This window comes from Streptomyces sp. NPDC127100 (assembly GCF_042724095.1).
In the GTDB taxonomy this organism is placed as follows: Bacteria; Actinomycetota; Actinomycetes; order Streptomycetales; family Streptomycetaceae; genus Streptomyces.
The window spans coordinates 1-21,886 of sequence record NZ_JBHXFL010000025.1 but is presented as its reverse complement, the minus strand read 5'-3'; the positions used below and the strand labels follow the sequence as shown (position 1 = coordinate 21,886).

Annotated in this window: 22 protein-coding genes; 11 read left to right on the top strand and 11 right to left on the bottom strand. The window is 73.2% G+C overall.

Features of this window, described 5'->3' with window-relative positions; all coding sequences use genetic code 11:
* Nucleotides 1–58: 58 nt before the first annotated feature.
* Entirely contained in the window at nt 59–1,636 is a 1,578-nt protein-coding gene (locus ACFWJB_RS22000) for an alpha/beta hydrolase (protein WP_386924182.1), read from the bottom strand.
* Nucleotides 1,637–1,884: 248 nt separating this feature from the next.
* On the opposite strand from ACFWJB_RS22000, the gene ACFWJB_RS21995 reads away from it, so the two are divergent.
* On the top strand, nt 1,885–2,577 hold the full coding sequence (locus ACFWJB_RS21995; protein ID WP_385458701.1) for a DNA alkylation repair protein: 693 nt from the start codon (nt 1,885–1,887) through the stop codon (nt 2,575–2,577).
* 80 nt (nt 2,578–2,657) lie between these two features.
* Nucleotides 2,658–3,077 carry a VOC family protein gene (locus ACFWJB_RS21990; protein WP_385458699.1) on the top strand — a complete coding sequence of 140 codons (420 nt, stop codon included), beginning with the start codon at nt 2,658–2,660 and terminating at the stop codon, nt 3,075–3,077.
* Between the two features lie 18 nt (nt 3,078–3,095).
* On the opposite strand, the gene ACFWJB_RS21985 is transcribed toward ACFWJB_RS21990, so the two are convergent.
* The 3 genes from ACFWJB_RS21985 to ACFWJB_RS21975 form a co-directional block, all read right to left on the bottom strand.
* Entirely contained in the window at nt 3,096–3,701 is a 606-nt protein-coding gene (locus tag ACFWJB_RS21985; RefSeq protein ID WP_385458697.1) for a dihydrofolate reductase family protein, read from the bottom strand.
* Nucleotides 3,702–3,779: 78 nt separating this feature from the next.
* The gene (locus ACFWJB_RS21980) at nt 3,780–3,965 is read right to left on the bottom strand and encodes a DUF1737 domain-containing protein (RefSeq protein WP_385458695.1); all 186 of its coding nucleotides are present in this window, start codon (nt 3,963–3,965) and stop codon (nt 3,780–3,782) included.
* A 47-nt stretch (nt 3,966–4,012) separates the two neighbouring features.
* A complete protein-coding gene (locus ACFWJB_RS21975; RefSeq protein ID WP_385458693.1) occupies nt 4,013–5,053 on the bottom strand; it encodes an Rv2578c family radical SAM protein in 1,041 nt (346 codons plus the stop codon).
* Between the two features lie 159 nt (nt 5,054–5,212).
* On the opposite strand from ACFWJB_RS21975, the gene ACFWJB_RS21970 reads away from it, so the two are divergent.
* Together ACFWJB_RS21970 and ACFWJB_RS21965 are read left to right on the top strand one after the other, a co-directional pair.
* Nucleotides 5,213–5,656 (top strand): SRPBCC family protein, encoded by a 444-nt coding sequence (locus tag ACFWJB_RS21970; protein ID WP_385458691.1) that lies wholly within the window; start codon nt 5,213–5,215, stop codon nt 5,654–5,656.
* A 149-nt stretch (nt 5,657–5,805) separates the two neighbouring features.
* A complete protein-coding gene (locus tag ACFWJB_RS21965; protein WP_386924178.1) occupies nt 5,806–8,202 on the top strand; it encodes an MFS transporter in 2,397 nt (798 codons plus the stop codon).
* A 172-nt stretch (nt 8,203–8,374) separates the two neighbouring features.
* Here ACFWJB_RS21965 and ACFWJB_RS21960 read toward each other — a convergent pair whose 3' ends face one another.
* From ACFWJB_RS21960 to ACFWJB_RS21940, 5 genes are all read right to left on the bottom strand, one after another.
* On the bottom strand, nt 8,375–9,124 hold the full coding sequence (locus ACFWJB_RS21960; RefSeq protein ID WP_386924176.1) for a dienelactone hydrolase family protein: 750 nt from the start codon (nt 9,122–9,124) through the stop codon (nt 8,375–8,377).
* 251 nt (nt 9,125–9,375) lie between these two features.
* Nucleotides 9,376–10,974: a polyamine aminopropyltransferase gene (locus ACFWJB_RS21955; protein WP_386924174.1), complete on the bottom strand. Its 1,599-nt coding sequence runs from the start codon at nt 10,972–10,974 to the stop codon at nt 9,376–9,378.
* A 12-nt stretch (nt 10,975–10,986) separates the two neighbouring features.
* Nucleotides 10,987–11,424, bottom strand: a complete 438-nt coding sequence (locus tag ACFWJB_RS21950) for a DUF350 domain-containing protein (RefSeq protein ID WP_386924172.1) — start codon at nt 11,422–11,424, stop codon at nt 10,987–10,989.
* Nucleotides 11,425–11,482: 58 nt separating this feature from the next.
* Nucleotides 11,483–11,890: a DUF4247 domain-containing protein gene (locus tag ACFWJB_RS21945; protein WP_385458681.1), complete on the bottom strand. Its 408-nt coding sequence runs from the start codon at nt 11,888–11,890 to the stop codon at nt 11,483–11,485.
* Nucleotides 11,887–12,393: a DUF2617 family protein gene (locus tag ACFWJB_RS21940; protein ID WP_386924169.1), complete on the bottom strand. Its 507-nt coding sequence runs from the start codon at nt 12,391–12,393 to the stop codon at nt 11,887–11,889. Before ACFWJB_RS21940 ends, ACFWJB_RS21945 begins: the two co-directional genes overlap by 4 nt.
* 273 nt (nt 12,394–12,666) lie before the next feature.
* On the opposite strand from ACFWJB_RS21940, the gene ACFWJB_RS21935 reads away from it, so the two are divergent.
* The 5 genes from ACFWJB_RS21935 to ACFWJB_RS21915 are packed head-to-tail and all read left to right on the top strand — an operon-like array spanning nt 12,667 to nt 18,349.
* The gene (locus ACFWJB_RS21935; RefSeq protein ID WP_386924167.1) at nt 12,667–13,500 is read left to right on the top strand and encodes a M55 family metallopeptidase; all 834 of its coding nucleotides are present in this window, start codon (nt 12,667–12,669) and stop codon (nt 13,498–13,500) included.
* On the top strand, nt 13,493–14,839 hold the full coding sequence (locus tag ACFWJB_RS21930; protein ID WP_386924165.1) for a M20/M25/M40 family metallo-hydrolase: 1,347 nt from the start codon (nt 13,493–13,495) through the stop codon (nt 14,837–14,839). Before ACFWJB_RS21935 ends, ACFWJB_RS21930 begins: the two co-directional genes overlap by 8 nt.
* Nucleotides 14,840–14,881: 42 nt before the next feature.
* Nucleotides 14,882–16,837, top strand: a complete 1,956-nt coding sequence (locus ACFWJB_RS21925) for a prolyl oligopeptidase family serine peptidase (RefSeq protein WP_386924163.1) — start codon at nt 14,882–14,884, stop codon at nt 16,835–16,837.
* Nucleotides 16,834–17,760, top strand: a complete 927-nt coding sequence (locus tag ACFWJB_RS21920; RefSeq protein WP_386924161.1) for an LD-carboxypeptidase — start codon at nt 16,834–16,836, stop codon at nt 17,758–17,760. Before ACFWJB_RS21925 ends, ACFWJB_RS21920 begins: the two co-directional genes overlap by 4 nt.
* A 37-nt stretch (nt 17,761–17,797) precedes the next feature.
* Nucleotides 17,798–18,349 carry a GNAT family N-acetyltransferase gene (locus tag ACFWJB_RS21915; protein ID WP_385458669.1) on the top strand — a complete coding sequence of 184 codons (552 nt, stop codon included), beginning with the start codon at nt 17,798–17,800 and terminating at the stop codon, nt 18,347–18,349.
* Here the strand turns inward: ACFWJB_RS21915 and ACFWJB_RS21910 are convergent.
* The gene (locus ACFWJB_RS21910; RefSeq protein WP_385458667.1) at nt 18,321–18,668 is read right to left on the bottom strand and encodes a DUF6204 family protein; all 348 of its coding nucleotides are present in this window, start codon (nt 18,666–18,668) and stop codon (nt 18,321–18,323) included. The two genes, ACFWJB_RS21915 and ACFWJB_RS21910, sit on opposite strands and share 29 nt — an antisense overlap.
* Before the next feature lie 147 nt (nt 18,669–18,815).
* On the opposite strand from ACFWJB_RS21910, the gene ACFWJB_RS21905 reads away from it, so the two are divergent.
* On the top strand, nt 18,816–20,804 hold the full coding sequence (locus tag ACFWJB_RS21905; protein WP_386924158.1) for a DUF5107 domain-containing protein: 1,989 nt from the start codon (nt 18,816–18,818) through the stop codon (nt 20,802–20,804).
* Nucleotides 20,805–20,834: 30 nt separating this feature from the next.
* On the opposite strand, the gene ACFWJB_RS21900 is transcribed toward ACFWJB_RS21905, so the two are convergent.
* Complete coding sequence (locus ACFWJB_RS21900; protein WP_385458663.1) at nt 20,835–21,185, bottom strand: VOC family protein; 351 nt, start codon at nt 21,183–21,185, stop codon at nt 20,835–20,837.
* 71 nt (nt 21,186–21,256) lie between these two features.
* Here ACFWJB_RS21900 and ACFWJB_RS21895 point away from each other — a divergent pair, with 71 nt between their 5' ends.
* Nucleotides 21,257–21,745, top strand: coding sequence for a phage holin family protein (locus ACFWJB_RS21895; protein WP_386924156.1), 489 nt, complete (start codon nt 21,257–21,259; stop codon nt 21,743–21,745).
* Nucleotides 21,746–21,886: the final 141 nt, after the last annotated feature.

Below are 21,886 nucleotides of genomic sequence, written 5' to 3'. Positions count from 1 at the left end.
GCCCCCATGGTGAACCACGGCACCGGCGCCGCCCCGGGCGGGCCGCCGGTCGTCCGGCTCAGCGCCGGAAGCCGAGCAGGCCGTGCAGCGTGGATCCCCGCGAGGACGTCGACGCCGCCTTGGACTCCAGCGGCTTCGGGTCGGGCGGCGTCGCGCAGACGGCGTCGGCCTCACCGTCGCCGCGCGGCACGGTGCCGTCGGTCAGATAGGCGGCCAGGTGCTCATCCAGGCAGGCGTTGCCGCTCAGCGTGATGCCGTGGTTGCCGCCGCCCTCCTCGACGACCAGGCTGGAGCCGCGCAGCAGCCGGTGCACGGTGACACCGCCCTCGTACGGGGTGGCGGCGTCGCCCGTCGCCTGGAACAGCAGCGCCGGCGGCACCTGCCGGTTGGCGACGTCCACCGGCTGCCGCGAGCCGGTCGGCCAGAAGGCGCACGGCGCGTTGTACCAGGCGTTGTTCCAGGTCATGAACGGTGCCTTCGCGTGCATGTCCCAGGAGTCCTCGCGCCACTCGGCCCAGTCGTGCGGCCAGCCGGCGTCACGGCACTGCACCGACGTGTAGACGCTGTAGCCGTTGTCGCCGGAGGCGTCCAGGGCGCCGAAGTTCTCGTACGCCTCGACGAGCGGGCCGGTGTCCCGGTCGTTCACGTACGCCGCGAACGCCTCGGCCAGGTAGGGCCAGTAGCCGTTGTAGTAGCCGCCCGGCAGGAAGGTGTCCTCCAGTTCCGCGGCGCCCACCTCGCCGCCGGCCGGGTTCTTCGCGAGCGCCGCCCGCATCGCGTACCACGCGGCCCCGACCCGCTCCGGATCGGTCCCGAGCCCGTACGCCGTGTCGTACTTGGCGATCCAGGCCATGAAGGCGCGGTGTCGGTCGTCGAAGGCGTGGTCCTGGTTCAGGTTGGCGTCGTACCAGACGTCGGTCGGATCGACGACCGAGTCCAGGACCAGCCGCCGCACCCGCTCCGGGTGGAGCCGGGCGTAGACGGCACCCAGGTAGGTGCCGTAGGAGTAGCCGAAGTAGCTGATCCTCTCCGCGCCGAGTGCCGCGCGGATCGCGTCCATGTCCCGGGCGGCGCTGACCGTGTCCATGTGGGGGAGGACCTCGGCGTACTTCCTGCCGCAGGCCTCGGCGAAGGACTTCGCGCGCGTGAGGTTGGCCCGCTCGACGGCCGGCGAGGCCGGCAGGGTGTCGGGGCGCACCGCGGCGAAGTGGCCCGGCCGGCAGTCCAGGGCGGGCTCGCTCCTGCCGACGCCCCTCGGGTCGAATCCGACGACGTCGTACTGGGCGGCCACCTTCCCCGGCAGCGAGGACGCCACGAACCCGGCGAGGGTCAGACCGCTGCCGCCGGGGCCGCCGGGGTTGACCAGCAGCGGGCCCTGGTACGTCTTCGCGGTGTGCGGGACGCGGGACAGCGCCAGGGTGATCCGCCTGCCGTCCGGGCGGGAGTGGTCGAGCGGCACCGTGATGGTCGCGCACTGGAGCGTCGGATAGTCGGCCGTCCCGCACTTCGTCCAGCCGATCCCCGCGGCGTGCGCGGTGCCCGCGGGCGGCGGGGCGCCGGCCTCGGCGGGGACGGCCGCGACGGCACCGGCCGCGATGACGGCGGCGCCGCCCAGCACGGCTGCGCGTTGTCTCATGGAGGCTCCCGGGGCGGAGAGGCCGCGGCCCGCTGTGGACACGGTCCTCGCCGCATCGTCCCGGGATGCGCCGCCGAAGGAACGCGTTCGGTCCGTACGTGACCCGATTGGGCCGCCGGAAGCCCTCGAATGCCCTCGGGCGAGTGCCTTCCGGCGGGCTAAGGCCGCACCGGTCCGGCCGCCGGGGGCACGCGCGCCGGGCCCGCGTCGCTAGGCTGGCTCCCGCCCGTGAGGAACAGGAGGCCGAGATGGCCCGGACGGCACCGACCGAACCGACGGTCGACGAGGTGATGGCCGAGCTGGCCGCGCTCGAGGACCCGAAGGCGCGCGCGGTCAACGAGAGACACGGCGACGACCACGGCGTGAACCTCGGCAAGCTGCGCGCCCTCGCGAAGCGGCTGCGGACGCGGCACGAACTCGCGGGCGGGCTCTGGGGGACGGGCGACACCGCGGCCAGGCTGCTGGCGACCCTGGTCTGCCGCCCGAAGGCGTTCGGGCGGGACGAGCTGGACGCGATGACGCGCGAGGCGCGCACACCCAAGGTGCACGACTGGCTCGTGAACTACGTGGTGAAGAAGAGTCCCCACGCCGAGGAACTGCGCGTGGCCTGGTCCGCCGATCCGGACCCCGTGGTCGCGAGCGCCGGCTGGGCGCTGACCACCGAGCGCGTGACGAGGAAGCCGGAGGGCCTGGACCTCGCGGGACTGCTCGACACGATCGAGGCGGAGATGAAGGAGGCCCCGGACCGCCTCCAGTGGGCGATGAACCACTGCCTGGCCCGCATCGGCATCGACCACCCGGAGCACCGCGCCCGCGCGGTCGGCATCGGGGAACGCCTGGAGGTCCTGAAGGACTATCCGACACCCGCGGGCTGCACGTCCCCGTACGCCCCCGTGTGGATCACCGAGATGGTGCGCAGGCAGCGAGAGGCGTCGGCCTAGGTGTCCCGGTACCGGCCCCGGCTCCCGGGCGGGCCCGTACGCTGAGCGGTCGCGTGTCCGTGCCACGGGGAGGGAGCACCATGACGAGTCGGTTCACCGAGCTGGTCGTCGACTGCCACGATCCGGAAGGACTCGCGGCGTTCTGGTGCGCGGTCCTGGACTTCGAGGTGATCGACCGGAGCGGGGGCAAGGTAGAGATCGGCTCCTGGACACCGACCGTCGAAGCGGTCCGGGCCCGTCAGATGCCGCCCACCCTGCTGTTCGTCCGGGTGCCCGAGGGGCGGGCCGTGAAGAACCGGCTCCACCTCGACGTCAGCCCCGTCGACCGCAGCACGGACGACGAGGTGACCAGGCTGCTCGGCCTCGGCGCCACCCGGGCGGACGTGGGCCGGGGCCCGGAGGAGCGGAGCTGGGTGGTCATGGCCGACCCGGAGGGCAACGAGTTCTGCGTCCTGCGCACCCTGGCACCGCGCGGCCAGGCCGCTCGGCCCCTCGCGTGACCGGATCGTCGGCAGGGTCTAGTAGCTGTCGTGGCCGGGCTCGCCGTTCGGCCGGTAGACGCCGACGACGGTGCCGCCCTTCGTCGCCGAGACACTGACCGGCTCGAGGGCGGTGGGGATCGCTCCGTCGGCGAACAGCCGCTTGCCGGAGCCGATGATCACCGGATGGATGGTCAGCCGGTACTCGTCGACGAGACCGTGCCGCATGAGGGTCTGGGCGAGGTCGCCGCTGCCGACGACGTTGATGTCGCCGCCGTCGGACGCCTTCAGTTCGCGCACGGCATCGACGACGTCGCCCTCCAGCAGCGTGGAGTTCTGCCACTCGACGGACGTCAGGGTCCGGGACGCCACGTACTTGCGCGTGCTGTTCATCCGCTGGGTGAACGGGTTGCCGGGGTCGGCGGTCGGCCAGTACGACGCGAAGATCTCGTACGTCTTCCGGCCGAGCAGCAGCGCGTCGGAGGGCTCGTACCAGCCGGCGATGGCCGCCCCGACCTCGTCGTCCGCCACCGGCTTCTGCCAGCCTCCGTGCCGGAAGCCGCTCTCGGCGTCCTCGTCCGGACCGCCCGGCGCCTGCATGACGCCGTCCAGCGTCAGGAACGTGCAAACGATGATCTCGCGCATGGTGCGCTCCCTTCGTCGAAGGGTGGACCGCACCACCGCCAAAAACTCATCGGCGGAGACCTCCGCGGTCCCGGCTCCCTACGACCGCGCCGGCCACACCAGCGCCTGGGCGACGACGACCCGCTCGCCGTCGAAGGTGACCGCGGGGCCTCCGTGCAGCTCGTAGCCGAGACCGATCGCCTCGCTCACGCGGTGGCAGAACGCGGCGTCGTCCGGTCCGGTCAGGACGCGGTACACGGGCAGTCCGTTCGGTGGTGGGGTCATGGGGAGCATGATCGCAGAGGACGGCGAGCGGAGGCGGCGGTTCCCCCTCACATGAGGGAGAGCTGAACCGGCTCCGTCGCCGGAGGCGCGTCCGCCGGCTCCGCGCGTTCGAGGCGCCGCGGCATCCCGGGGCGTGCTGGGCCGATGCCGTACTCCTGGGCCAGGGCGTGCACCTGGCCGGTGATCCGCCGCTGGTACCACTTCGGGGCGTAGGCGCCGTCCGCGTACAGGCGCTCGTAGCGGCGCACCAGGTGCGGGTGGTGCTGCGCGAGCCAGCTCATGAACCACTCCCGGGCGCCCGGGCGCAGGTGCAGGACCAGGGGCGTCACCGACGTGGCGCCGGCCGCGGCGATGGCCCCGACCGTGGCGCGGAGCTGGGCCGGCTCGTCGCCGAGGAAGGGGATGACCGGCGCCATCAGCACCCCGCAGTCGATGCCGTGCTCGCTCAGCGTCCGTACGACGTCCAGCCGGCGTTCCGGTGCGGGTGTGCCCGGCTCCACCGTGCGCCAGAGCTCGGAGTCGGTGAAGCCCACCGAGACGGAGATGCCGACGTCCGTGACCCGCGCCGCCCGGGTCAGCAGGTCGAGGTCGCGCAGGATGAGCGTGCCCTTGGTGAGGATCGAGAAGGGGTTCGCCCGCTCGGTCAGGGCCGAGAGGATGCCCGGCATCAGGCGGTAGCGGCCCTCGGCGCGCTGGTAGCAGTCGACGTTGGTGCCCATCGCCACGTGCTCGCCCTGCCAGCGGCGGGAGGCCAGCTGGCGGCGCAGCAGTTCGGGTGCGTTCACCTTGACGACGATCTGCGAGTCGAAGCCGAGGCCCGTGTCGAGGTCCAGATAGCTGTGCGTCTTGCGCGCGAAGCAGTAGACGCACGCGTGCGAGCAGCCCCGGTACGGGTTCACCGTCCACTCGAACGGCATCCGCGAGGCGCCCGGCACCCGGTTGAGGATCGAACGGGCCCGCACCTCGTGGAAGGTGATGCCGCGGAACTCGGGTGTGTCGAAGGTACGGGTGGTCACCGCGTCGGCGCCGAACAGCGCGGGATCGGCGGCCCGGGCGTGGTCGGAGTCCGTGAGGTTCTCCCAGCGCATTGACGCCTCCTCGGTAGCACTCCGCACAGAATAGAACACCTGTTCCCTTGATCGTGCGGGTGTGTCGCGCGGAGGCGGTTCACGCCCCCCGATTTGGTGGCCGGGCGGTGGGGTGGTTGGCTTGCCCCGACCCCGAGAACCAGCCCCTGGAGGAACCCGATGGCGCAGGTCGAGGCCACGACGGAGCGGATCGTCGGCGCGGACGCGGAGACGGTGTTCGACACCCTCGCCGACTACCGCGGCGCCCGCGAGAAGCTGCTCCCCGAGCACTTCAGCGAGTACGAGGTCCGCGAGGGCGGTGACGGCGAGGGCACCCTCGTGCACTGGAAGCTCCAGGCCACGAGCAAGCGCGTCCGCGACTGCCTGCTGGAGGTCAGCGAGCCGAGCGACGGCGAGCTGGTCGAGAAGGACCGCAATTCCTCCATGGTCACCACCTGGCGGGTCACCCCGGCCGGCGAGGGCAGGTCCCGGGTCGTGGTCACCAGCACCTGGAAGGGCGCCGGAGGCATCGGCGGCTTCTTCGAGAAGACCTTCGCCCCCAAGGGGCTCGGCCGGATCTACGACGCGATGCTCGTGAAGCTCGCCGCCGAGGTGGAGAAGTAGTCAACAGGCCTCTCCTTCAGGGGTGTTGGCGGTCTCACCGGTTCGAGTGATCCTCGGCTGATCGCGCCGTACGCCGTAACTTGTCGCACTTGCTCGTAGTTGTCGCCTCTGGCGGCAAAAGTGAGCAGGTGCGACGAGGGGAGCGGTACGTGGGCGGGATCACTCTGGTGCAGGACGAACCGGTCACGGCGCCACCCCCGGAGTTGTTCGAGGCCCCCGCTCCCGAGCCGGAGCGGCCCGCCGGGCTCAGCCCGCGCCGGGTCCGGCTGGTCTTCGTCGGACTGATGCTGGCGCTGCTGCTCGCCGCGCTGGAGCAGATGATCGTCGCGACGGCGCTGCCGAAGATCGTCGGCGAGCTGCACGGCCTGGACAAGATGTCCTGGGCCATCACCGCGTATCTGCTGACCTCCACCGTGGGGCTGCCGATCTACGGCAAGCTCGGCGACCTCTTCGGCCGCAAGGGCGTCTTCCAGTTCGCCATCCTGGTCTTCGTCGTCGGCTCGGCGCTCGCCGGGCGCGCCCAGACCATGGACCAGCTGATCGCCTTCCGCGCCGTGCAGGGTGTCGGAGCCGGCGGCCTCATGATCGGCGTGCAGGCGATCATCGCCGACATCGTGCCGCCCAGGGAACGCGGCCGCTTCATGGGCCTGATCGGCGCGGCCTTCGGACTCGCCTCGGTCGCCGGGCCCCTGCTGGGCGGCTACTTCACCGACCATCTCTCCTGGCGCTGGTGCTTCTACATCAACGTGCCCTTCGGCCTCGTCACCATGGCCGTCGTCGCCGTCGTCCTGGAACTGCCCAGGCCGCGCGTGAAGCCCCGCCTGGACTACCTCGGCGCCCTGCTGCTCGCCGCCGCCTCCACCTGCCTGGTGCTGCTCACCAGCTGGGGCGGCACCGAGTACGCGTGGGACTCCACGGTCATCCTCGGCCTCGCCGCCGGCGCGGTCGCGGCCTCCGCCCTCTTCCTGATCGCCGAGCACTTCGCGCCCGAACCGCTGATCCCGCTGCGCCTGTTCCGGGACTCCGTCTTCAACGTCACCGCGCTCGTCGGCCTCGTCATCGGCGTCGCCCTGTTCGGCGCCGCCAGCTATCTGCCGACCTACCTGCAGATGGTCGACGGCGCCACCGCGACCGAGTCCGGCCTGCTGATGCTCCCCATGATGGGCGGCATCGTCGGCGCCTCGATCATCTCCGGGCAGCTCATCAGCCGCACCGGGCGCTACCGGATCCACCCCGTGCTCGGCGGGGCGCTGTCCGTCGTCGGCATGTGGCTGCTCTCCCGCCTCGACGTCGACACACCCCGGCTGCACTACAGCATCTGGATGGCCGTCCTCGGCGCCGGCATCGGCATGGTGATGCCGGTCCTGGTCCTCGCCGTGCAGAACTCCGTGCGCCCCGCCGACCTCGGCACCGCCACCAGCGCCAACAACTACTTCCGGCAGATCGGCGGCAGCGTCGGCGCCGCCGTCTTCGGCACCCTCTTCGCGGGCCGGCTCACCGACGCCCTGGCCGACCGCGTCCCCGCCGGCGCCGGGCTGCCCGAAGCCGAGTCCATCACCCCGCAGCTCGTCCACACCCTGCCCCCGGCGCTGCGCGACGCCTACATCCGGGCGTACGCCGACGCGATGCCGCGCATCTTCCTGTACCTGGTGCCGGTGCTCGTGCTCGGCCTGCTGATCGCCCTCTTCCTCAAGGAGAAACCACTGGTGTCCCACAACGCCCCCGTCACCGAGCCCGAGACCGCACGGCACTCCGCGCAGGTCCCCCAGGCCCGTTCGCCCCAGGCGGCCGGCATCCCCGTCTGCGGCACGGTGCAGCACCCCGACGGTACCGTGGTGCCCCGTGCCGCGCTCACCCTCATCGACGTCGGCGGACAGCAGATCGGCCGGGGCGCCAGCGGCGACGACGGGCGGTACGCGCTGTCCACGCCCGGGTCCGGGGCGTACGTCCTGATCGCCGCCGCCGGCGGCCACCAGCCGCAGGCGGTCTCCGTGACCGTGGGCGAGCGTCCGGTCGAGCTGGACGTGGTCCTCGGCGGCGCCGGACGCCTGGCCGGCAGCGTCGTCACCGCCGACGGCACCCCCGTCCGGGACGCGATCGTCACCCTCACCAACGTCCACGGCGAGGTCGTGGCCACCACCCGCAGCGCCCGCGAGGGCGGCTACGTCATCACCGAGCTGGTGGCCGGCGAGTACACCCTCGCCGCCAGCGCGCCCGCCTTCCGCCCGGCCGCCCTGCCGGTCAGCGTCCAGGCCGCCCGAGAGACCCGGCAGGACGTCGAACTGGCCGGCGGAGCCGTCCTGCGCGGCACGGTGCGGGCCAGCGGCGGCCGGGCCGTGGAGGACGCGCGCGTGACGCTCCTCGACGCGGCCGGGAACGTCGTGGACACCCTGACCACCGGACCCGACGGCACCTTCCGCTTCATCGACCTGTCGTCCGGCGAGTACACCGTCATCGCCGCCGGCTACCCGCCCGTCGCCACCGTGCTCCAGGTGGCCGGCGGCGGACGCACCGAACGCGACCTCCAACTCGGCCACGAGGACTGACCCCCGCGCCCCTCGGCCCGGTCGGCTCGGCCCGTCGGCTTCCTGACCCGGGCGTCCGGCCCCGCGGCACCGGTCCTGGCCGGCCACCCGGACCTGGCGGTGGAGCCGCTCCGGGCGGGTCCCCGCTGACCCGCCCGGAGAGGTGAGGCCCGCGGCCCGCCGGTCCGGGACCTCAGTCGCGGGCCAGGGCGCGGTCCAGGAGGGAGAGCAGACGGTCCCAGTGGATCTTCAGCCCCGCAGCGCTGAAGGCGTCGGTGTCGGCCATGGTGAAACCGTGGACGGTGCCGGGGTAGACCTCACAGGTATGACCGAGGCCCACGGCGTCCAGGGCCCGGGTGAGTTCGCCGATGATTTCGGGCGTCATGTCGCCCTCGGCGATGCCGAGATGGACCTCGGCGGCGAGCCCGGGGATGAGGCGGTGCGGGCTGTCGGGCGCGTCGGTGACCACGAAGCCGGGATGGAACCCGGCGACGGCCGCCACCGCGTCGGGACGGGCCGCCGCGGTGTTCAGCGCGTACAGGGTGCCGATGCAGTAGCCCGTCACGGCGACCGGTCCGGCGCAGACCTCGGGCTGGGCGGTGAGGAATCCGAGGTAGGCGTCGGCGTCGCTGAGGACCCGGTCGGCGGTGTGCGCCTCGAGTACCGGCATCAGCCGGGCGAGGACCGCGGGCCGGACCTCTTCACCGATGTACTCGGGGAGTTCCGTCACCGGTGCCGGGCCGTGCCGGTGGTAGAGGTTGGGAAGGAGCACGTAGTAGCCGTGCCCGGCCAGTTCCGTGGCCATCCGCTCCAGTACCGGCCGCCTGCCGAAGGCGTCCGAGTACATCAGCACCCCCGGGTGCCGCTTCCCGTCGTCGGGGAAGGCGGCGAACGCGTCGGCCGGGCCGTCCGTCGTGGGTATCCGTAATGTCTTGGTGGGCATGAGATCTCCTGTCGTCGTCGATGTGCCGAGCCAGTGATCGACGCGACGGAGGCGGGGCCCGCGCGGCGGCGCGGGTTCCCGGATCGCACAGCGGGCCCGCACCGGCCCGTACGGCGCTCAGCGGAGCACCGGGTCACCGATCCGTGTGTGGCGCGAGGCCGTCCCGGTAGTCATGGCGACAACCTATCCCGCGGTGGCGGCGCGAGCGGAGCGGGGCCGGGTGTCCGGGGCGGTCGACAAGTGGGTGGTGCTCAGTAGTTGCGCCACTCGTCCAGGACGTACTCGAGCACCGCGGGGTCCATCAGCGTGCTCGCCCGCACGTCGGTGCGGCGGCGGTCCACGGGGAACACGGTCGCCGACCTGAGCACCGCGTCGTCCAGGTAGCGCAGCTTCGGGACGTCCGCCGCGAGCCGCAGCGGCGGGGCCCCGGTACCGCGGGCGGCGAGTACGAACCCCCAGTTGCCGAAGCTCGGCACGTCGACCTGGAACTCCGTCGTCGCGTAGCCCGCGGTCTCGATCGTCTTCGCGATCGACCAGTACGTCTTCGGCGCGAAGAACGGCGACCCGCTCTGCACCATCACCCTGCCCTGCGGCGCCAGGACCTGGCCGAGCAGATGGTAGAACTCCACCGAGTACAGCTTGGCCAGCGACGCCGAATCCGGATCCGGGAAGTCGATGATCACCGCGTCGTACCGCTGCCGGGCGTCGCGCAGCCAGGTGAAGGCGTCGGCGTTCACCACCTCGGCCCGCGGGTCGTCCAGCGAGCCGTGGTTGAGGGAGCGCAGCGGTTCGTAGGTCCGCGCCAGCCGGGTCATGGCCGGGTCCAGTTCGACCAGGGTGACGTGCCGGACGTCGTCGTAGCGCAGGACCTCGCGCAGCGCGAGCCCGTCGCCGCCGCCCATGATCAGCACGTTGGAGCGGCGGCCCGACAGCGCGGGGTGGACGAGCGACTCGTGGTAGCGGTACTCGTCGACCGAGCTGAACTGCAGGTCGCCGTTGAGGAACAGCCGGAGGTCGGGATCCCCGGTGAAGGCGGTGGCGCGGGTGATCACGATGTCCTGGTACTGCGTGGTCTCGGCGTGCACGATCGGGTCCGCGTACATGTGCTGCCGCGCGGTGACCTCGAGGTCGTCCGCCAGCGCGTACGTCGTGCCCAGCACGGCGAGCACCGCGGTGACGCCGGCCAGCAGGCCGGCCAGCACCATGCGGCGGGTCTCGCGGCGGAAGATGAACACCACGACGACGACGCCGGCGACCGCGTTGACCGCCCCGACCACCAGGGCGCCCCTCAACTGGCCGAAGGTCGGCAGCAGGAACAGCGGGAAGCACAGGCCACCGACCAGGGCACCGATGTAGTCGACGGCGAACATGTCGGCGACCGCGCTGCTCGCCTCCTGACGGCGGATCCGCTGCAAAAGGGTCATCAGCAGCGGGATCTCGGCACCGATCAGCAGGCCGACCACCAGGGACACCACGATCATCGCCGGCATGTAGAGCTGGAGCCAGGCGAAGGCCACGTACAGCACCAGGACGGACAGGCCGCCTACCAGGGCCAGTACGCCCTCCAGCACCGCGAACGCGACGACGGCCCGGCTGCGCAGCGGTTTGGCGGCCAGCGAGCCCACGCCCATGGCGAAGACCATCACGGAGATGACCACGGAGGTCTGGAGCACCGAGTTGCCGATGAGGTAACTGCCCAGCGCGGTCAGGGCCAGTTCGTAGACGAGGCCGCAGGCCGCGCAGAGGAAGACGGCGAGCAGCAGGAGGAAACGCGCCCCGCGGCCGGGACGGTCGGCCGGGGGGCGTGGCGGAGCCGCGGTGTCGCGGTCGTCCAGGGTGGTGGGACTCATGTCGGTGCGGTCCTAGGAGAGGGCCGCGCCGACCATGAAGGCGGTGCCCAGGTACATGCCGGCCTGGACCCAGGCGGCGGGGTGCGGGCGGTCGTCGCTGTCCTCCAGGGCGACCGCACCCATGCGGCCCGGGGTGAGCACGCCGATCACGATGCCGACCAGCGTCATCACCAGCACGCCGGCCAGGCCGTAGAGGAGCGTGCTGAACAGGCCCTGGCCCAGCCCGTTCTCCGACTCGCTCGCGCGGATGGCCTCCATGATCACCAGGCCCACCGCGACGGACTGGCTGCCCAGCAGCACCGCAGCCCCGCGGTTGCGGTCCCGCCACACGACGTGGAAGAGCTTTCCGGGCGTGACGAGGTCGAGGGCGACGAAGCCGACGGCCATCACGGCGAGGCCTATGACTCCGTAGAGGAGGGCCTGGCCGGCCGACTCGAGGATCTCGGACACTGGTTGCCTTTCTGCGGGGCGTCTGGAGAGGGGAGGCGGCGGCCGGCGGCCGCCGGTGTCATTTGCCTTCGCCGGGTCCGCCGCCGCGGTAGCTCTGGCTGTTCGGGTTGGGCCAGTTGATGAGGTGCTGCTGGTGGCGCCGGTAGCCGTTGCGGTAGTCCTCGATCTCGATCAGGCTGCCGCCGCGGTACGGCGAGACGGTCACCATGTCGTCGCCGTAGCGCAGGAACTGCATGCCGTCGCCGGAGGACCGGTCGAGTGCCTTGCGGTGGTGATGGATGGCGTCGGCGACCCGGGTCGGGGGGCTGTTGCTGTCCAGCCACCGGTATCCGCTGGTGGTGTAGGTGTCGCTGATCCAGGAGCGCGGCACGCCCTTGTCACCGCCCCCGCCGCTGGAGCAGGCGGAGAGCAGGACCGCGACCAGCGCTGCCGCCGTCGCTCCCCGCGCGAGTCTGGCGCTGTTCATCGGGCCTCCAGCCGGGTGTGCGTCGATACGATCTGCCCGTCCTGCGGGTAGGTGTGCCAGGTGTGCCAGGCCAGCCGGGCACGCGACGGGGTGCCGGACTCCTCGGCGACCACCGCGGTCACTGCCTGCGGTGAACCGGGGAAGACCCCGCACAGGCTGTGCTCGGCGGCGCCCGCCCGGTCCAGGATCCCCGCCACCCGCGTGTCGAACCCGGCGGGGTCCAGGCGCTCCGTGGTGGCAGCGAACTCGTAGGTCCAGCCGACGAGTTGACGCCGGTGACGGGCCGGCAGCCCGCGGACGGCCCGCGGCAGACACGCCACCGTCTCCCGCACGGGTCCGGCGAAGACCTGGTGCGAGGCACCGAGCAGCCTCAGTCGTACCGTGAGCCCGCCCAGGAGCACCTCGCGCTCGGCGAGCGCCGGCCGCTCGGCCAGGTCCAGCGAGAAGCAGAGCTGGTCCGCGGCCGTGTCCAGATAGGGAGCCTGCAGAGATACGGCGTGCACGCGGCCCCCCGGTCCGATTTTGCTACGAGCGGCGCCGAGTATGACACACGGGGCCCAGAGGGCCGGAACACCGGGGTTCCCGGGCCTCGCGGTCGGGGTGCCGCCGCGTCCGCCGGTGAGGGTCCGCCCGCCGGTCCCGCAGCCAGTGGTCCGGACCGGCGACAGTTGTCCACAGCCCTGGCCGAGGAGGCGGGGCAGCGCGTACGGTTCCCAAGAGACGAAGATCCCCCCGACCCGACTGCACGCCTCTGACCTGCGAATGGACCGCGACTCGTGAAAATCCTCATCAGCGCCGACATGGAGGGCGCCACCGGCGTCACCTGGCCCGGCGACGTGTTGCCGGGGACCCCGCAGTGGGAGCGGTGCCGATCGATGTTCACCTCGGACGTGAACGCCGCCGTGCAGGGCTTCTTCGACGGCGGCGCGGACGAGGTGCTCGTCAACGAGGCCCACTGGAGCATGCGCAACCTGCTCCTGGAGCGGCTCGACGAGCGGACCGAGATGCTCACCGGGCGGCACAAGGCGCTGTCCATGGTGGAGGGCGTCCAGCACGGGGACGTGGACGGCATCGCCTTCATCGGCTACCACACCGGCGCCGGCATGGAGGGCGTCCTCGCGCACACCTACCTCGCCAACCAGATCACCGGTGTGTGGCTGAACGGCGTACGCGCCAGCGAGGGCCTGCTCAACGCGCACGTCGTCGCCGAGTACGGCGTGCCGGTGGTGCTGGTCACCGGGGACGACCTGGCCTGCGAGGACGCGCTCGGTTACGCGCCCGAGGCCATGAAGGTCGCGGTCAAGGACCACGTCTCGCGGTACGCCGCCGTGTGCCGCACCCCGGCCAGGACCGCCGCCGACATCCGGGCCGCGGCCAAGGACGCCGCGTCGCTCGCGGTGCGGTACGAGCCGGTGAGCGGCGGCCCGTTCACCGTCGAGGTGGAGTTCGACGCCGAGCACCTGGCGGCCGCCTCGACCGTCGTGCCGGGCGTGGCCCGCGTCGGCGAGCGCAAGGTCGCGTACACCCACGACACCATGTTCGAGACCATCCGCACCTTCAAGGCGGTCACCACGATCGTCTCGGCCGCGGTGGAGGAGCAGTATGGCTGAGCACACCGAAGGCAGGACCGCGGGCCCGTCCGGGGGCACGGACGCGCAGGCGCTGGACGAGGTCGTCCGGTTCACGTCCGACCTCATCCGGATGGACACCACCAACCGCGGCGGCGGCGACTGCCGGGAACGCCCGGCCGCCGAGTACGCCGCCGAGCGGCTCGCCGAGGCCGGCATCGAGCCCACGCTGCTGGAGCGCACCGAGGGACGGACCAACGTCGTCGCCCGGATCGAGGGCACCGACCCCTCCGCCGACGCGCTGCTCGTGCACGGTCACCTCGACGTGGTGCCCGCGGAGGCCGCCGACTGGAGCGTGCACCCCTTCTCCGGGGAGATCCGCGACGGCGTCGTCTGGGGACGCGGCGCGGTGGACATGAAGAACATGGACGCGATGATCCTCGCCGTCGCGCGCACCTGGGCCCGGCAGGGCGTCCGGCCCCGGCGGGACGTGGTGATCGCGTTCACCGCGGACGAGGAGGCGAGCGCCGAGGACGGCTCCGGGTTCCTCGCCGACCGGCACGCCGGCCTGTTCGAGGGCTGCACCGAGGGCGTCAGCGAGTCCGGGGCGTTCACCTTCCACGACGGCGGCGGCCGGCAGATCTACCCGATCGCCGCCGGCGAGCGCGGCACCGGCTGGCTGAAGCTCACCGCGCGCGGCCGGGCCGGCCACGGCTCCAAGGTGAACCGGGAGAACGCGGTCACCCGGCTCGCGGCGGCGATCACCCGCATCGGCGAGCACGAGTGGCCGCTGCGGCTGACCCCGACCGTGAGCGCCGCCCTCACCGAACTCGCCGCCCTGTACGGCATCGACGCCGACCTGAGCGACGTGGACGGTCTGCTGGACAAGCTTGGACCGGCCGCCAAGCTGGTCGAGGCCACCGTCCGCAACAGCAGCAATCCGACCATGCTGGACGCCGGGTACAAGGTCAACGTCATCCCGGGCCAGGCCGTCGCCCATGTCGACGGACGGTTCCTCGCCGGCTGCGAGGACGAGTTCCGCGCCACCCTCGACCGGCTCACCGGACCGGACGTGGACTGGGAGTTCGCCCACCACGAGGTCGCCCTCCAGGCGCCCGTGGACTCGCCGACGTTCGCGGGCATGCGCGCCGCCGTGGAGGAGTTCGCCCCCGAGGGGCACGTCGTGCCGTACTGCATGTCCGGCGGCACGGACGCCAAGCAGTTCTCGCGGCTCGGCATCACCGGCTACGGCTTCGCGCCGCTGAGGCTGCCGGAGGGCTTCGACTACCAGGCGCTCTTCCACGGCGTCGACGAACGCGTCCCGGTCGACGCCCTGCACTTTGGTGTCCGTGTCCTCGACCGGTTCCTGCGCACGGCCTAGCGCCCGCTCGACAAGGCTCTGGAGAAGAAGTTGGGGGAGTCAGTGCAGACTCTGGCGTACGGATCATGGCCCTCGCCGGTCGACGCGGCGCTCGCCGCCGCGCACGACGGACGGCCCGACGACGTGGGCTTCGTCGGCGACGAGGTGTGGTGGACCGCGCCCAGGCCGACCGAGGGCGGCCGGCGCACCCTGGTCCGCCGGCACCCGGACGGCACCGAGGAACCGGTGCTGCCCGCGCCGTGGAACGTGCGCAGCCGCGTCATCGAGTACGGCGGCCGCCCCTGGACCGCGCTCACGACCCCCGCCGGACCGCTGGTCGTCTTCGTGAACTTCGCCGACCAGCGGCTGTACGCCTACGAGCCGGGCGGCGCCGAGCCGCGCCCGCTGACCCCCGTGTCCCCGGTGGGCGGCGGGCTGCGCTGGGCGGAGCCGCAGCCGCGCCCCGAGCGGGGCGAGGTGTGGTGCGTGCTGGAGGAGTTCACCGGCGAGGGACCGGGCGACGTGCGCCGGGTCCTGGCGGCGGTGCCGCTGGACGGATCGGCGGCCGGCGACCGGGGCGCGGTGCGCGAGCTCACCGACGACCGGCACCGGTTCGTCACCGGGCCGCGGGTCTCGCCCGACGGGCGGCGCGCCGCCTGGCTCGCCTGGGACCATCCGCGCATGCCCTGGGACGGCACCGAGCTGATCGTCGCCGACATCGGCCCCGAGGGCACGTTCCGGGACGCCCGGACCGTCGCCGGCGGCACCGAGGAGTCGATCGCCCAGGTCGACTGGGCCCCCGACGGCGCCCTGCTGTACGCCTCGGACCGCACCGGCTGGTGGAACCTGTACCGCGACGGGCGAGCGCTGTGCACCCGCGAGGAGGAGTTCGGCGGGCCGCTGTGGAAGCTCGGGCAGCGCTGGTTCGCGCCGCTCGGCAACGGCCTGATCGCCGTCCTGCACGGCCGCGGCGCCACCGCCCTCGGCGTACTCGACCCGGAGACCGGCGAGGTCGTCGACGCGGCCGGCCCCTGGACCGAGTTCGCGGCCACCCTCGCCGCCCACGGCGAGCGGGTGGTGTCCGTCGGCGCCGGTCCGCGCAGCGCCTACGAGGTGGTGGAACTCGACACGCGCACCGGCCGGACCCGCGTGGTCGGCGCCCCGCACGAGGACGCCGTGGACCCCGCGTACTGCCCCGAACCGCTGATCCGCACCTTCACCGGGCCCGGCGGACGCGACATCCACGCGTACGTCCACCCGCCGCGGCACCCCGGCTGCGTCGCCCCCGACGGCGAACTGCCGCCGTACGTGATCTGGGCGCACGGCGGCCCCACCAGCAGGTCGCCCCTGGTGCTGGACCTGGAGATCGCCTACTTCACCTCGCGCGGCATCGGCGTCGCGGAGGTCAACTACGGCGGTTCGACGGGACACGGCCGGGAGTACCGCAACCGGCTGCGCGGGCAGTGGGGCGTCGTCGACGTCGAGGACTGCGCGGCCGTCGCCCTGGCCCTGGCCGAGGAGGGCACCGCGGACCCGGCACGGCTCGCCGTGCGCGGCGGCAGTGCGGGCGGCTGGACGGCGGCCGCCTCGCTCACCGCCACCGACGTCTACGCGTGCGGCACGATCATCTACCCGATCCTCGACCTGACCGGCTGGGGCACGGGGGAGACCCACGACTTCGAGTCGCAGTACCTGGAGAGCCTGATCGGCCCCCTGGCCGAGGTGCCGGACCGGTACGCCGAACGGTCGCCCGTCGAGCACGCCGACCGCGTCACCGCGCCGTTCCTGCTGCTGCAGGGCCTGGACGACGTGATCTGCCCGCCCGTCCAGTGCGAGCGGTTCCTCGCCCGCATGGCGGGCCGCGGAGTGCCGCACGCCTACATCGCCTTCGAGGGGGAGGGCCACGGCTTCCGCCGGGCGGACACCATGGTGCGTGCCCTGGAAGCCGAACTCTCGCTGTACGCCCAGGTCTTCAAGCTCGACCGTGCCGACGTCCCGACCCTGGAGATGACCGGGTGAAGCCCCTGTCCCGCCCGTCCCGGCTCGCACCGGGCGCCCGCGTCGCCGTCGTCGCGCCCAGCGGACCGGTGCCCGAGGAGCGGCTGCAGGCGGGCCTCGACGTGCTGCGCGGCTGGGATCTCGACCCCGTCGTCGCGCCGCACGTCCTGGACCGGCACGCCGCCTTCGACTACCTCGCCGGCACCGACGCCGACCGCGCCGCCGACCTCCAGTCGGCCTGGTGCGACCCGGCCGTGGACGCCGTGCTGTGCGCCCGCGGCGGGTACGGCGTTCAGCGCATGGCCGACCTGCTCGACTGGGAGGCGATGCGTGCGGCCGGGCCGAAGGTGTTCGTCGGCTTCAGCGACATCACCGCGCTGCACGAGGCGTTCGCCCGCCGGCTGGGCCTGGTCACGCTGCACGGCCCGATGGCCGCGGGCATCGACTTCCTGAAGAACGCACGGGCGCAGGAACACCTGAAGGCCACCCTGTTCGCGCCGGAGACGGTCCGCGTCATCGCCTCCGGCACCGGTACGCCGATGGTGCCGGGCCGCGCGCGGGGCGTCACCCTCGGCGGCTGCCTCGCCCTGCTCGCCGCCGAGCTGGGCACCCCGCACGCCCGCCCCGGCGCCCGCGGCGGGCTGCTGTGCCTGGAGGACGTGGGGGAGGAGCCGTACCGCCTGGACCGCTACCTCACCCAGCTGCTGCGGGCCGGCTGGCTCGACGGCGTCGCGGGCATCCTGCTCGGGTCGTGGGAGCAGTGCGAGCCCGCCGAGCGGCTGCGCCCGATGCTGGCCGACCGGCTGGCGGGGCTCGGCGTGCCGGTCGCCGAGGGCTTCGGCTTCGGCCACTGCGCGGGAGCGCTGACCGTGCCCTTCGGGGTGGCGGCGGAACTCGACGCGGACGCGGGCACCTTGACGCTGGACGAGCCGGCGCTGGGCTGACCGGGCATCCCTCCCGGGCGCGTCGTAGAGTGGCGGGATGCCGCACATCGCGACCCGCCACCTCGCCGAGGGCCCCCGCGTGGGCATACGCCACTTCACCTACGAGGACGGCGCCGAGTTCACCGCCCGGGTGCGCGAGAGCAAGGACCTGCACCACCCGTGGCTCTTCCCGCCGGACAGCGCCCAGGCCTACGCCGCCTACGCGTCCCGGCTGATCGAGGACCCGACCAAGGCCGGGTTCCTGGTGTGCGAGAAGGACGGCGGCGGCATCGCCGGATTCGTCAACATCAACAACATCGTCGGGGGCGGCTTCCTCAGCGGGGCCCTCGGCTACGGCGCCTTCGCGCACGCCGCGGGCCGCGGCCTGATGCGCGAGGGACTGGGCCTGGTCGTGCGGTACGCCTTCGGGCCGCTGCGGCTGCACCGCCTGGAGATCAACGTGCAGCCGGGCAACGCCGCCTCGATCGCCCTGGCCCGCGCCTGCGGCTTCCACCTGGAGGGCTTCTCGCCGCGCATGCTCTACATCGACGGGGCCTGGCGCGACCACCAGCGCTGGGCGATCACCGCCGAGACCGCGACTTCCGGTTGATCTTCATGGTGTCCAGGTCGGTGACCGACGACCTGAGGTCGCCGAATCCGTAGCCGAGTCCGCGCAGCACCGTCTCCGCCCGGTCCTCGGCGATCGCGGCGGCCATCTCCTCACCGTCCGCCGCGTCCGACAGCACGACGAACCGCATCGAGAAGTGCTTCAGCGGCGACGGCTCGTACGACAGCGAGCCCTCCTCGGTGAACCGCATGCTCGCCATCCCGTGCTCGCCGGCCTCGGCGAGCAGCCGGGCACGCGCGTCCTCGGTCAGCGCCGCCCAGGTGCCCCGGACGATCACCCGGTAGGTGTGCTGCTCACTCACGTGCCGCTCCTTCGTACGTACGCCGACCGCCCGACTGTAGGCCGACGCGGTCCCGGCACCCAGCGAATTAAACGTGAGCCACATCGCGTGGACGCGGCCGACAGCGCCCCTGTTCACCGCGCCGGTGAGCGGCTTCCATGGGGAACCGTGACGACGATCCGACGTGAGGTACTGACGCTGCCCGCCGCGCCGCTGGGACCGGACAACCCGCTGCCGCCGCTGCGCCCGCTGGACGAGGCCCACCGCATCGACGACCGGGACCGGGCAGGCCTGCCGCGCGACATGGCCCGGCAGGTCGGCTACGAACCCCTGCGCAGCCTGCTGCCCGTACCGGTCAGGGACGGATACGGCCGGAGCCGCGCGCCGCGCGGCCTGGACGCCCTCGTCATCGAGAACGACCGGCTGAGGGCCACCGTCCTGCCCGGCCTCGGCGGCCGGATCGCCTCCCTCTTCCACAAACCCACCGAACGCGAACTCCTCTACGTCAACCCGGTGTTCCAGCCCGCCGACTTCGCCCTCAACGGCGCCTGGTTCTCCGGCGGCATCGAATGGAACATCGGCGCCACCGGCCACACCGCCCTGTCCTGTTCGCCCGTGCACGCCGCCCGGGTGCCCGCGCCCGACGGCGGGGAGATGCTGCGCCTGTGGGAGTGGGAGCGGCTGCGCGACCTGCCCTTCCAGGTCGACCTGTGGCTGCCCGAGGGCTCGGACTTCCTGCGCGTCGGCGTCCGGATCCGCAACCCGCACGAGCGGCCGGTACCGACCTACTGGTGGTCCAACATCGCCGTCCCCGAGGACCGCCGCGTCCTTGCCCCCGCCGACGAGGCCTGGCACTTCGGCTACGAGCGCCGGCTGCGCCGCGTCCCGGTCCCCTCGTACGACGGCGTGGACCGGACGTACCCGCTCAACAGCACCTACGCCGCCGACTGGTTCTACGAGGTACCCGACGGCCGGCGCCGCTGGATCGCCGCGCTCGACGAGGACGGGCACGGGCTGGCGCAGACCTCGACCGACACCCTGCGCGGCCGCAAGCTCTTCGTGTGGGGCACGGGCCCCGGCGGCCGGCGCTGGCAGGAGTGGCTCACCGAGCCCGGCACGGGCGGCTACTGCGAGATCCAGGCCGGACTCGCCCGCACCCAGCTGGAGCACGTGGAACTGGAGGCCGAGAGCGAGGTGTCCTGGCTGGAGGCGTACGGGCCGCTCGACGCGGAGCCCGGGGGCGCGTGGCACACCGTGCTGCGCGGGGCGGAGGAGCGGCTGGAGACCGCCCTGCCGCGCGCCGAGGTGGACGCCGCGTACGCGGCCTGGCAGCCGTACGCCGACGCCGAGCCCGGGGAGCGCCTCGCCACCGGATCGGGCTGGGGCGCGCTCGAGGTGCTGCGCACCGGCTGGAAGCTGCCCGGCACCCCCTTCGAGGAGAGCACCCTCGCGGACGAGCAGGAACCGTGGCTGCACCTGCTGCGCGCGGGCTACCTCCCGGAGCCGGACCGGCACCGGCCGCCCGGCGGGACGCTGGTGGCCCGGCCCTGGCGGGACATGCTGGAGACGGCTCCCGCCACGCCGGACACCGAATACCACCTCGGCATCGCCCAGTGGCACGCCGGCGACCTGGCGCAGGCGGAGCGCAGTTGGGAACGCGGCCTGAAGGACGCCGCCGCCCGCTGGCCGTTGCTGCGCTGCCTCGCACTGGCCGACCGGGAGGGCGGCCACCCCGAGCGGGCCGCCGACCGGTACGCCGAGGCCTACGACGACCTGTGCGCGCGGCGTCGCGGCGAGGACGGCCGGTGGGACGAGGGGGACGGCGGGGACGACGACGGGCCGTGGCAGGCGGTGACGGCCGCGCTGGGACGCGAGGCGATCGAGGCGCTGCTCGCGGCCGGACGCACGGCGGACGCCCGTGCCGTGTGGGAGCGGCTGCCCGAAGTGGTGCGCACCCGCGGCCGGTTCCGGCTGGCCGAGGCCGGGCTGCTGCACGCCGAGGGCCGGGGCGCCGAGGCCCGGGCCGTCTACGACGAGGGCTTCGAGGTCGCCGACCTGCGGGAGGGCGACGAGAGCATCGGCCGGCTGTGGGCCCGGCTCACCGACGAGCCGCTCCCGGCCCGCCACGACTTCCGGATGCGGCCGGACGGGGGGTGAGCCCCGACGCCCCGCCGCCCGGCCGCACGGTCACTGGGCCTGCCGGTCCACGTACTCGTAGACGCTCCCGTCGGGGTGACGGGCGATCAGGTTGCGGCCCGCGGGGGTGGGCACCGGGCCCGCGATGACGTCCGCGCCCAGCCCGGTCAGGACCCGGTGGGTCTCCTCGACGTCCGTCACCGCGATCGTCGCCGCCACCTTGCGCAGCACCTCGAGCTGGGACTCGGGGCCGCTCATCAGCAGGAAGCAGCCGACGGCGGCGACCTCGACGCCCCCGCGCTCGAACCGCAGCGCCGGGGCGCCGGCCAGGCCTTCGTAGAAGGGGATCGCCCGGTCCAGGTCGTCGACACAGATACGCAGTGTGGCTCCCAGAATCTTCATACGGGCGAGCCTAGTTGGCGGTCGCGGGACGCGGGCCCCATGGACCGTCGGGTCGCGGGTACCCGTACGGCATGGACCGCATGGATCACTTGGAACACCTGGACAGGCAACTGGTCGACGAACTGGCGCAGGTGGCACGCGAGACCGTGCGCGACGAGCTGCGCGAGCAGACGCGGAAGCAGCGCCGCAAGGCCACGCTCTACGCCGCCTCCGGTGCCGCCGCGCTGTACGCGGGCGCGGCCCTCGCGCTCGCCGTGGGCCTGGCTCTCGCCATCGGCCTGCCCGGCTGGGCCGCCGCGCTGATCACCGCCGCTCTCCTGGGCGTCGCGGCCTACCTGCTGCGCGGAGCGGCCCGGCCGCACACCCCGGGGCCGGGCGCCGGCTCCGGGCACGGCGCGGCCGGACACGCCCCCACCGCACCGCCGAACGGACTCGGCGTGCCGTACCCGCCGATGCCGCCGGTCGCCCCCGGCGAGGTGGCGGGCACCCCGGGCAGCACCGGCTCCCCGGCGCCGCGCCGGGACGACGCCGGCCCGGACGGCCCGCACCACCGCGGCTGACCCACCCACGGCAACGGCGGCGCCCCCGGACGATCGTGATCGCGGAGGAGGGCGACCACGCGGTCGTCCCGTACGCCGACCACCTGATCCGGATCCCGGCGACGCCGACGCTGCTCCAGCCGCTGGTGGCGACGGTGCCCC

Coding starts and splice junctions, on each gene's coding strand:
- ACFWJB_RS21955 (WP_386924174.1), bottom strand. CDS start 10,974: ATGAGTCCCACCACCCTGGACGACCGCGACACCGCGGCTCCGCCACGC.
- ACFWJB_RS21990 (WP_385458699.1), top strand. CDS start 2,658: ATGACGAGTCGGTTCACCGAGCTGGTCGTCGACTGCCACGATCCGGAA.
- ACFWJB_RS21945 (WP_385458681.1), bottom strand. CDS start 11,890: ATGAACAGCGCCAGACTCGCGCGGGGAGCGACGGCGGCAGCGCTGGTC.
- ACFWJB_RS21960 (WP_386924176.1), bottom strand. CDS start 9,124: ATGCCCACCAAGACATTACGGATACCCACGACGGACGGCCCGGCCGAC.
- ACFWJB_RS21900 (WP_385458663.1), bottom strand. CDS start 21,185: ATGAAGATTCTGGGAGCCACACTGCGTATCTGTGTCGACGACCTGGAC.
- ACFWJB_RS21895 (WP_386924156.1), top strand. CDS start 21,257: ATGGACCGCATGGATCACTTGGAACACCTGGACAGGCAACTGGTCGAC.
- ACFWJB_RS21930 (WP_386924165.1), top strand. CDS start 13,493: ATGGCTGAGCACACCGAAGGCAGGACCGCGGGCCCGTCCGGGGGCACG.
- ACFWJB_RS21995 (WP_385458701.1), top strand. CDS start 1,885: ATGGCCCGGACGGCACCGACCGAACCGACGGTCGACGAGGTGATGGCC.
- ACFWJB_RS21975 (WP_385458693.1), bottom strand. CDS start 5,053: ATGCGCTGGGAGAACCTCACGGACTCCGACCACGCCCGGGCCGCCGAT.
- ACFWJB_RS21985 (WP_385458697.1), bottom strand. CDS start 3,701: ATGCGCGAGATCATCGTTTGCACGTTCCTGACGCTGGACGGCGTCATG.
- ACFWJB_RS21915 (WP_385458669.1), top strand. CDS start 17,798: ATGCCGCACATCGCGACCCGCCACCTCGCCGAGGGCCCCCGCGTGGGC.
- ACFWJB_RS21970 (WP_385458691.1), top strand. CDS start 5,213: ATGGCGCAGGTCGAGGCCACGACGGAGCGGATCGTCGGCGCGGACGCG.
- ACFWJB_RS21980 (WP_385458695.1), bottom strand. CDS start 3,965: ATGACCCCACCACCGAACGGACTGCCCGTGTACCGCGTCCTGACCGGA.
- ACFWJB_RS22000 (WP_386924182.1), bottom strand. CDS start 1,636: ATGAGACAACGCGCAGCCGTGCTGGGCGGCGCCGCCGTCATCGCGGCC.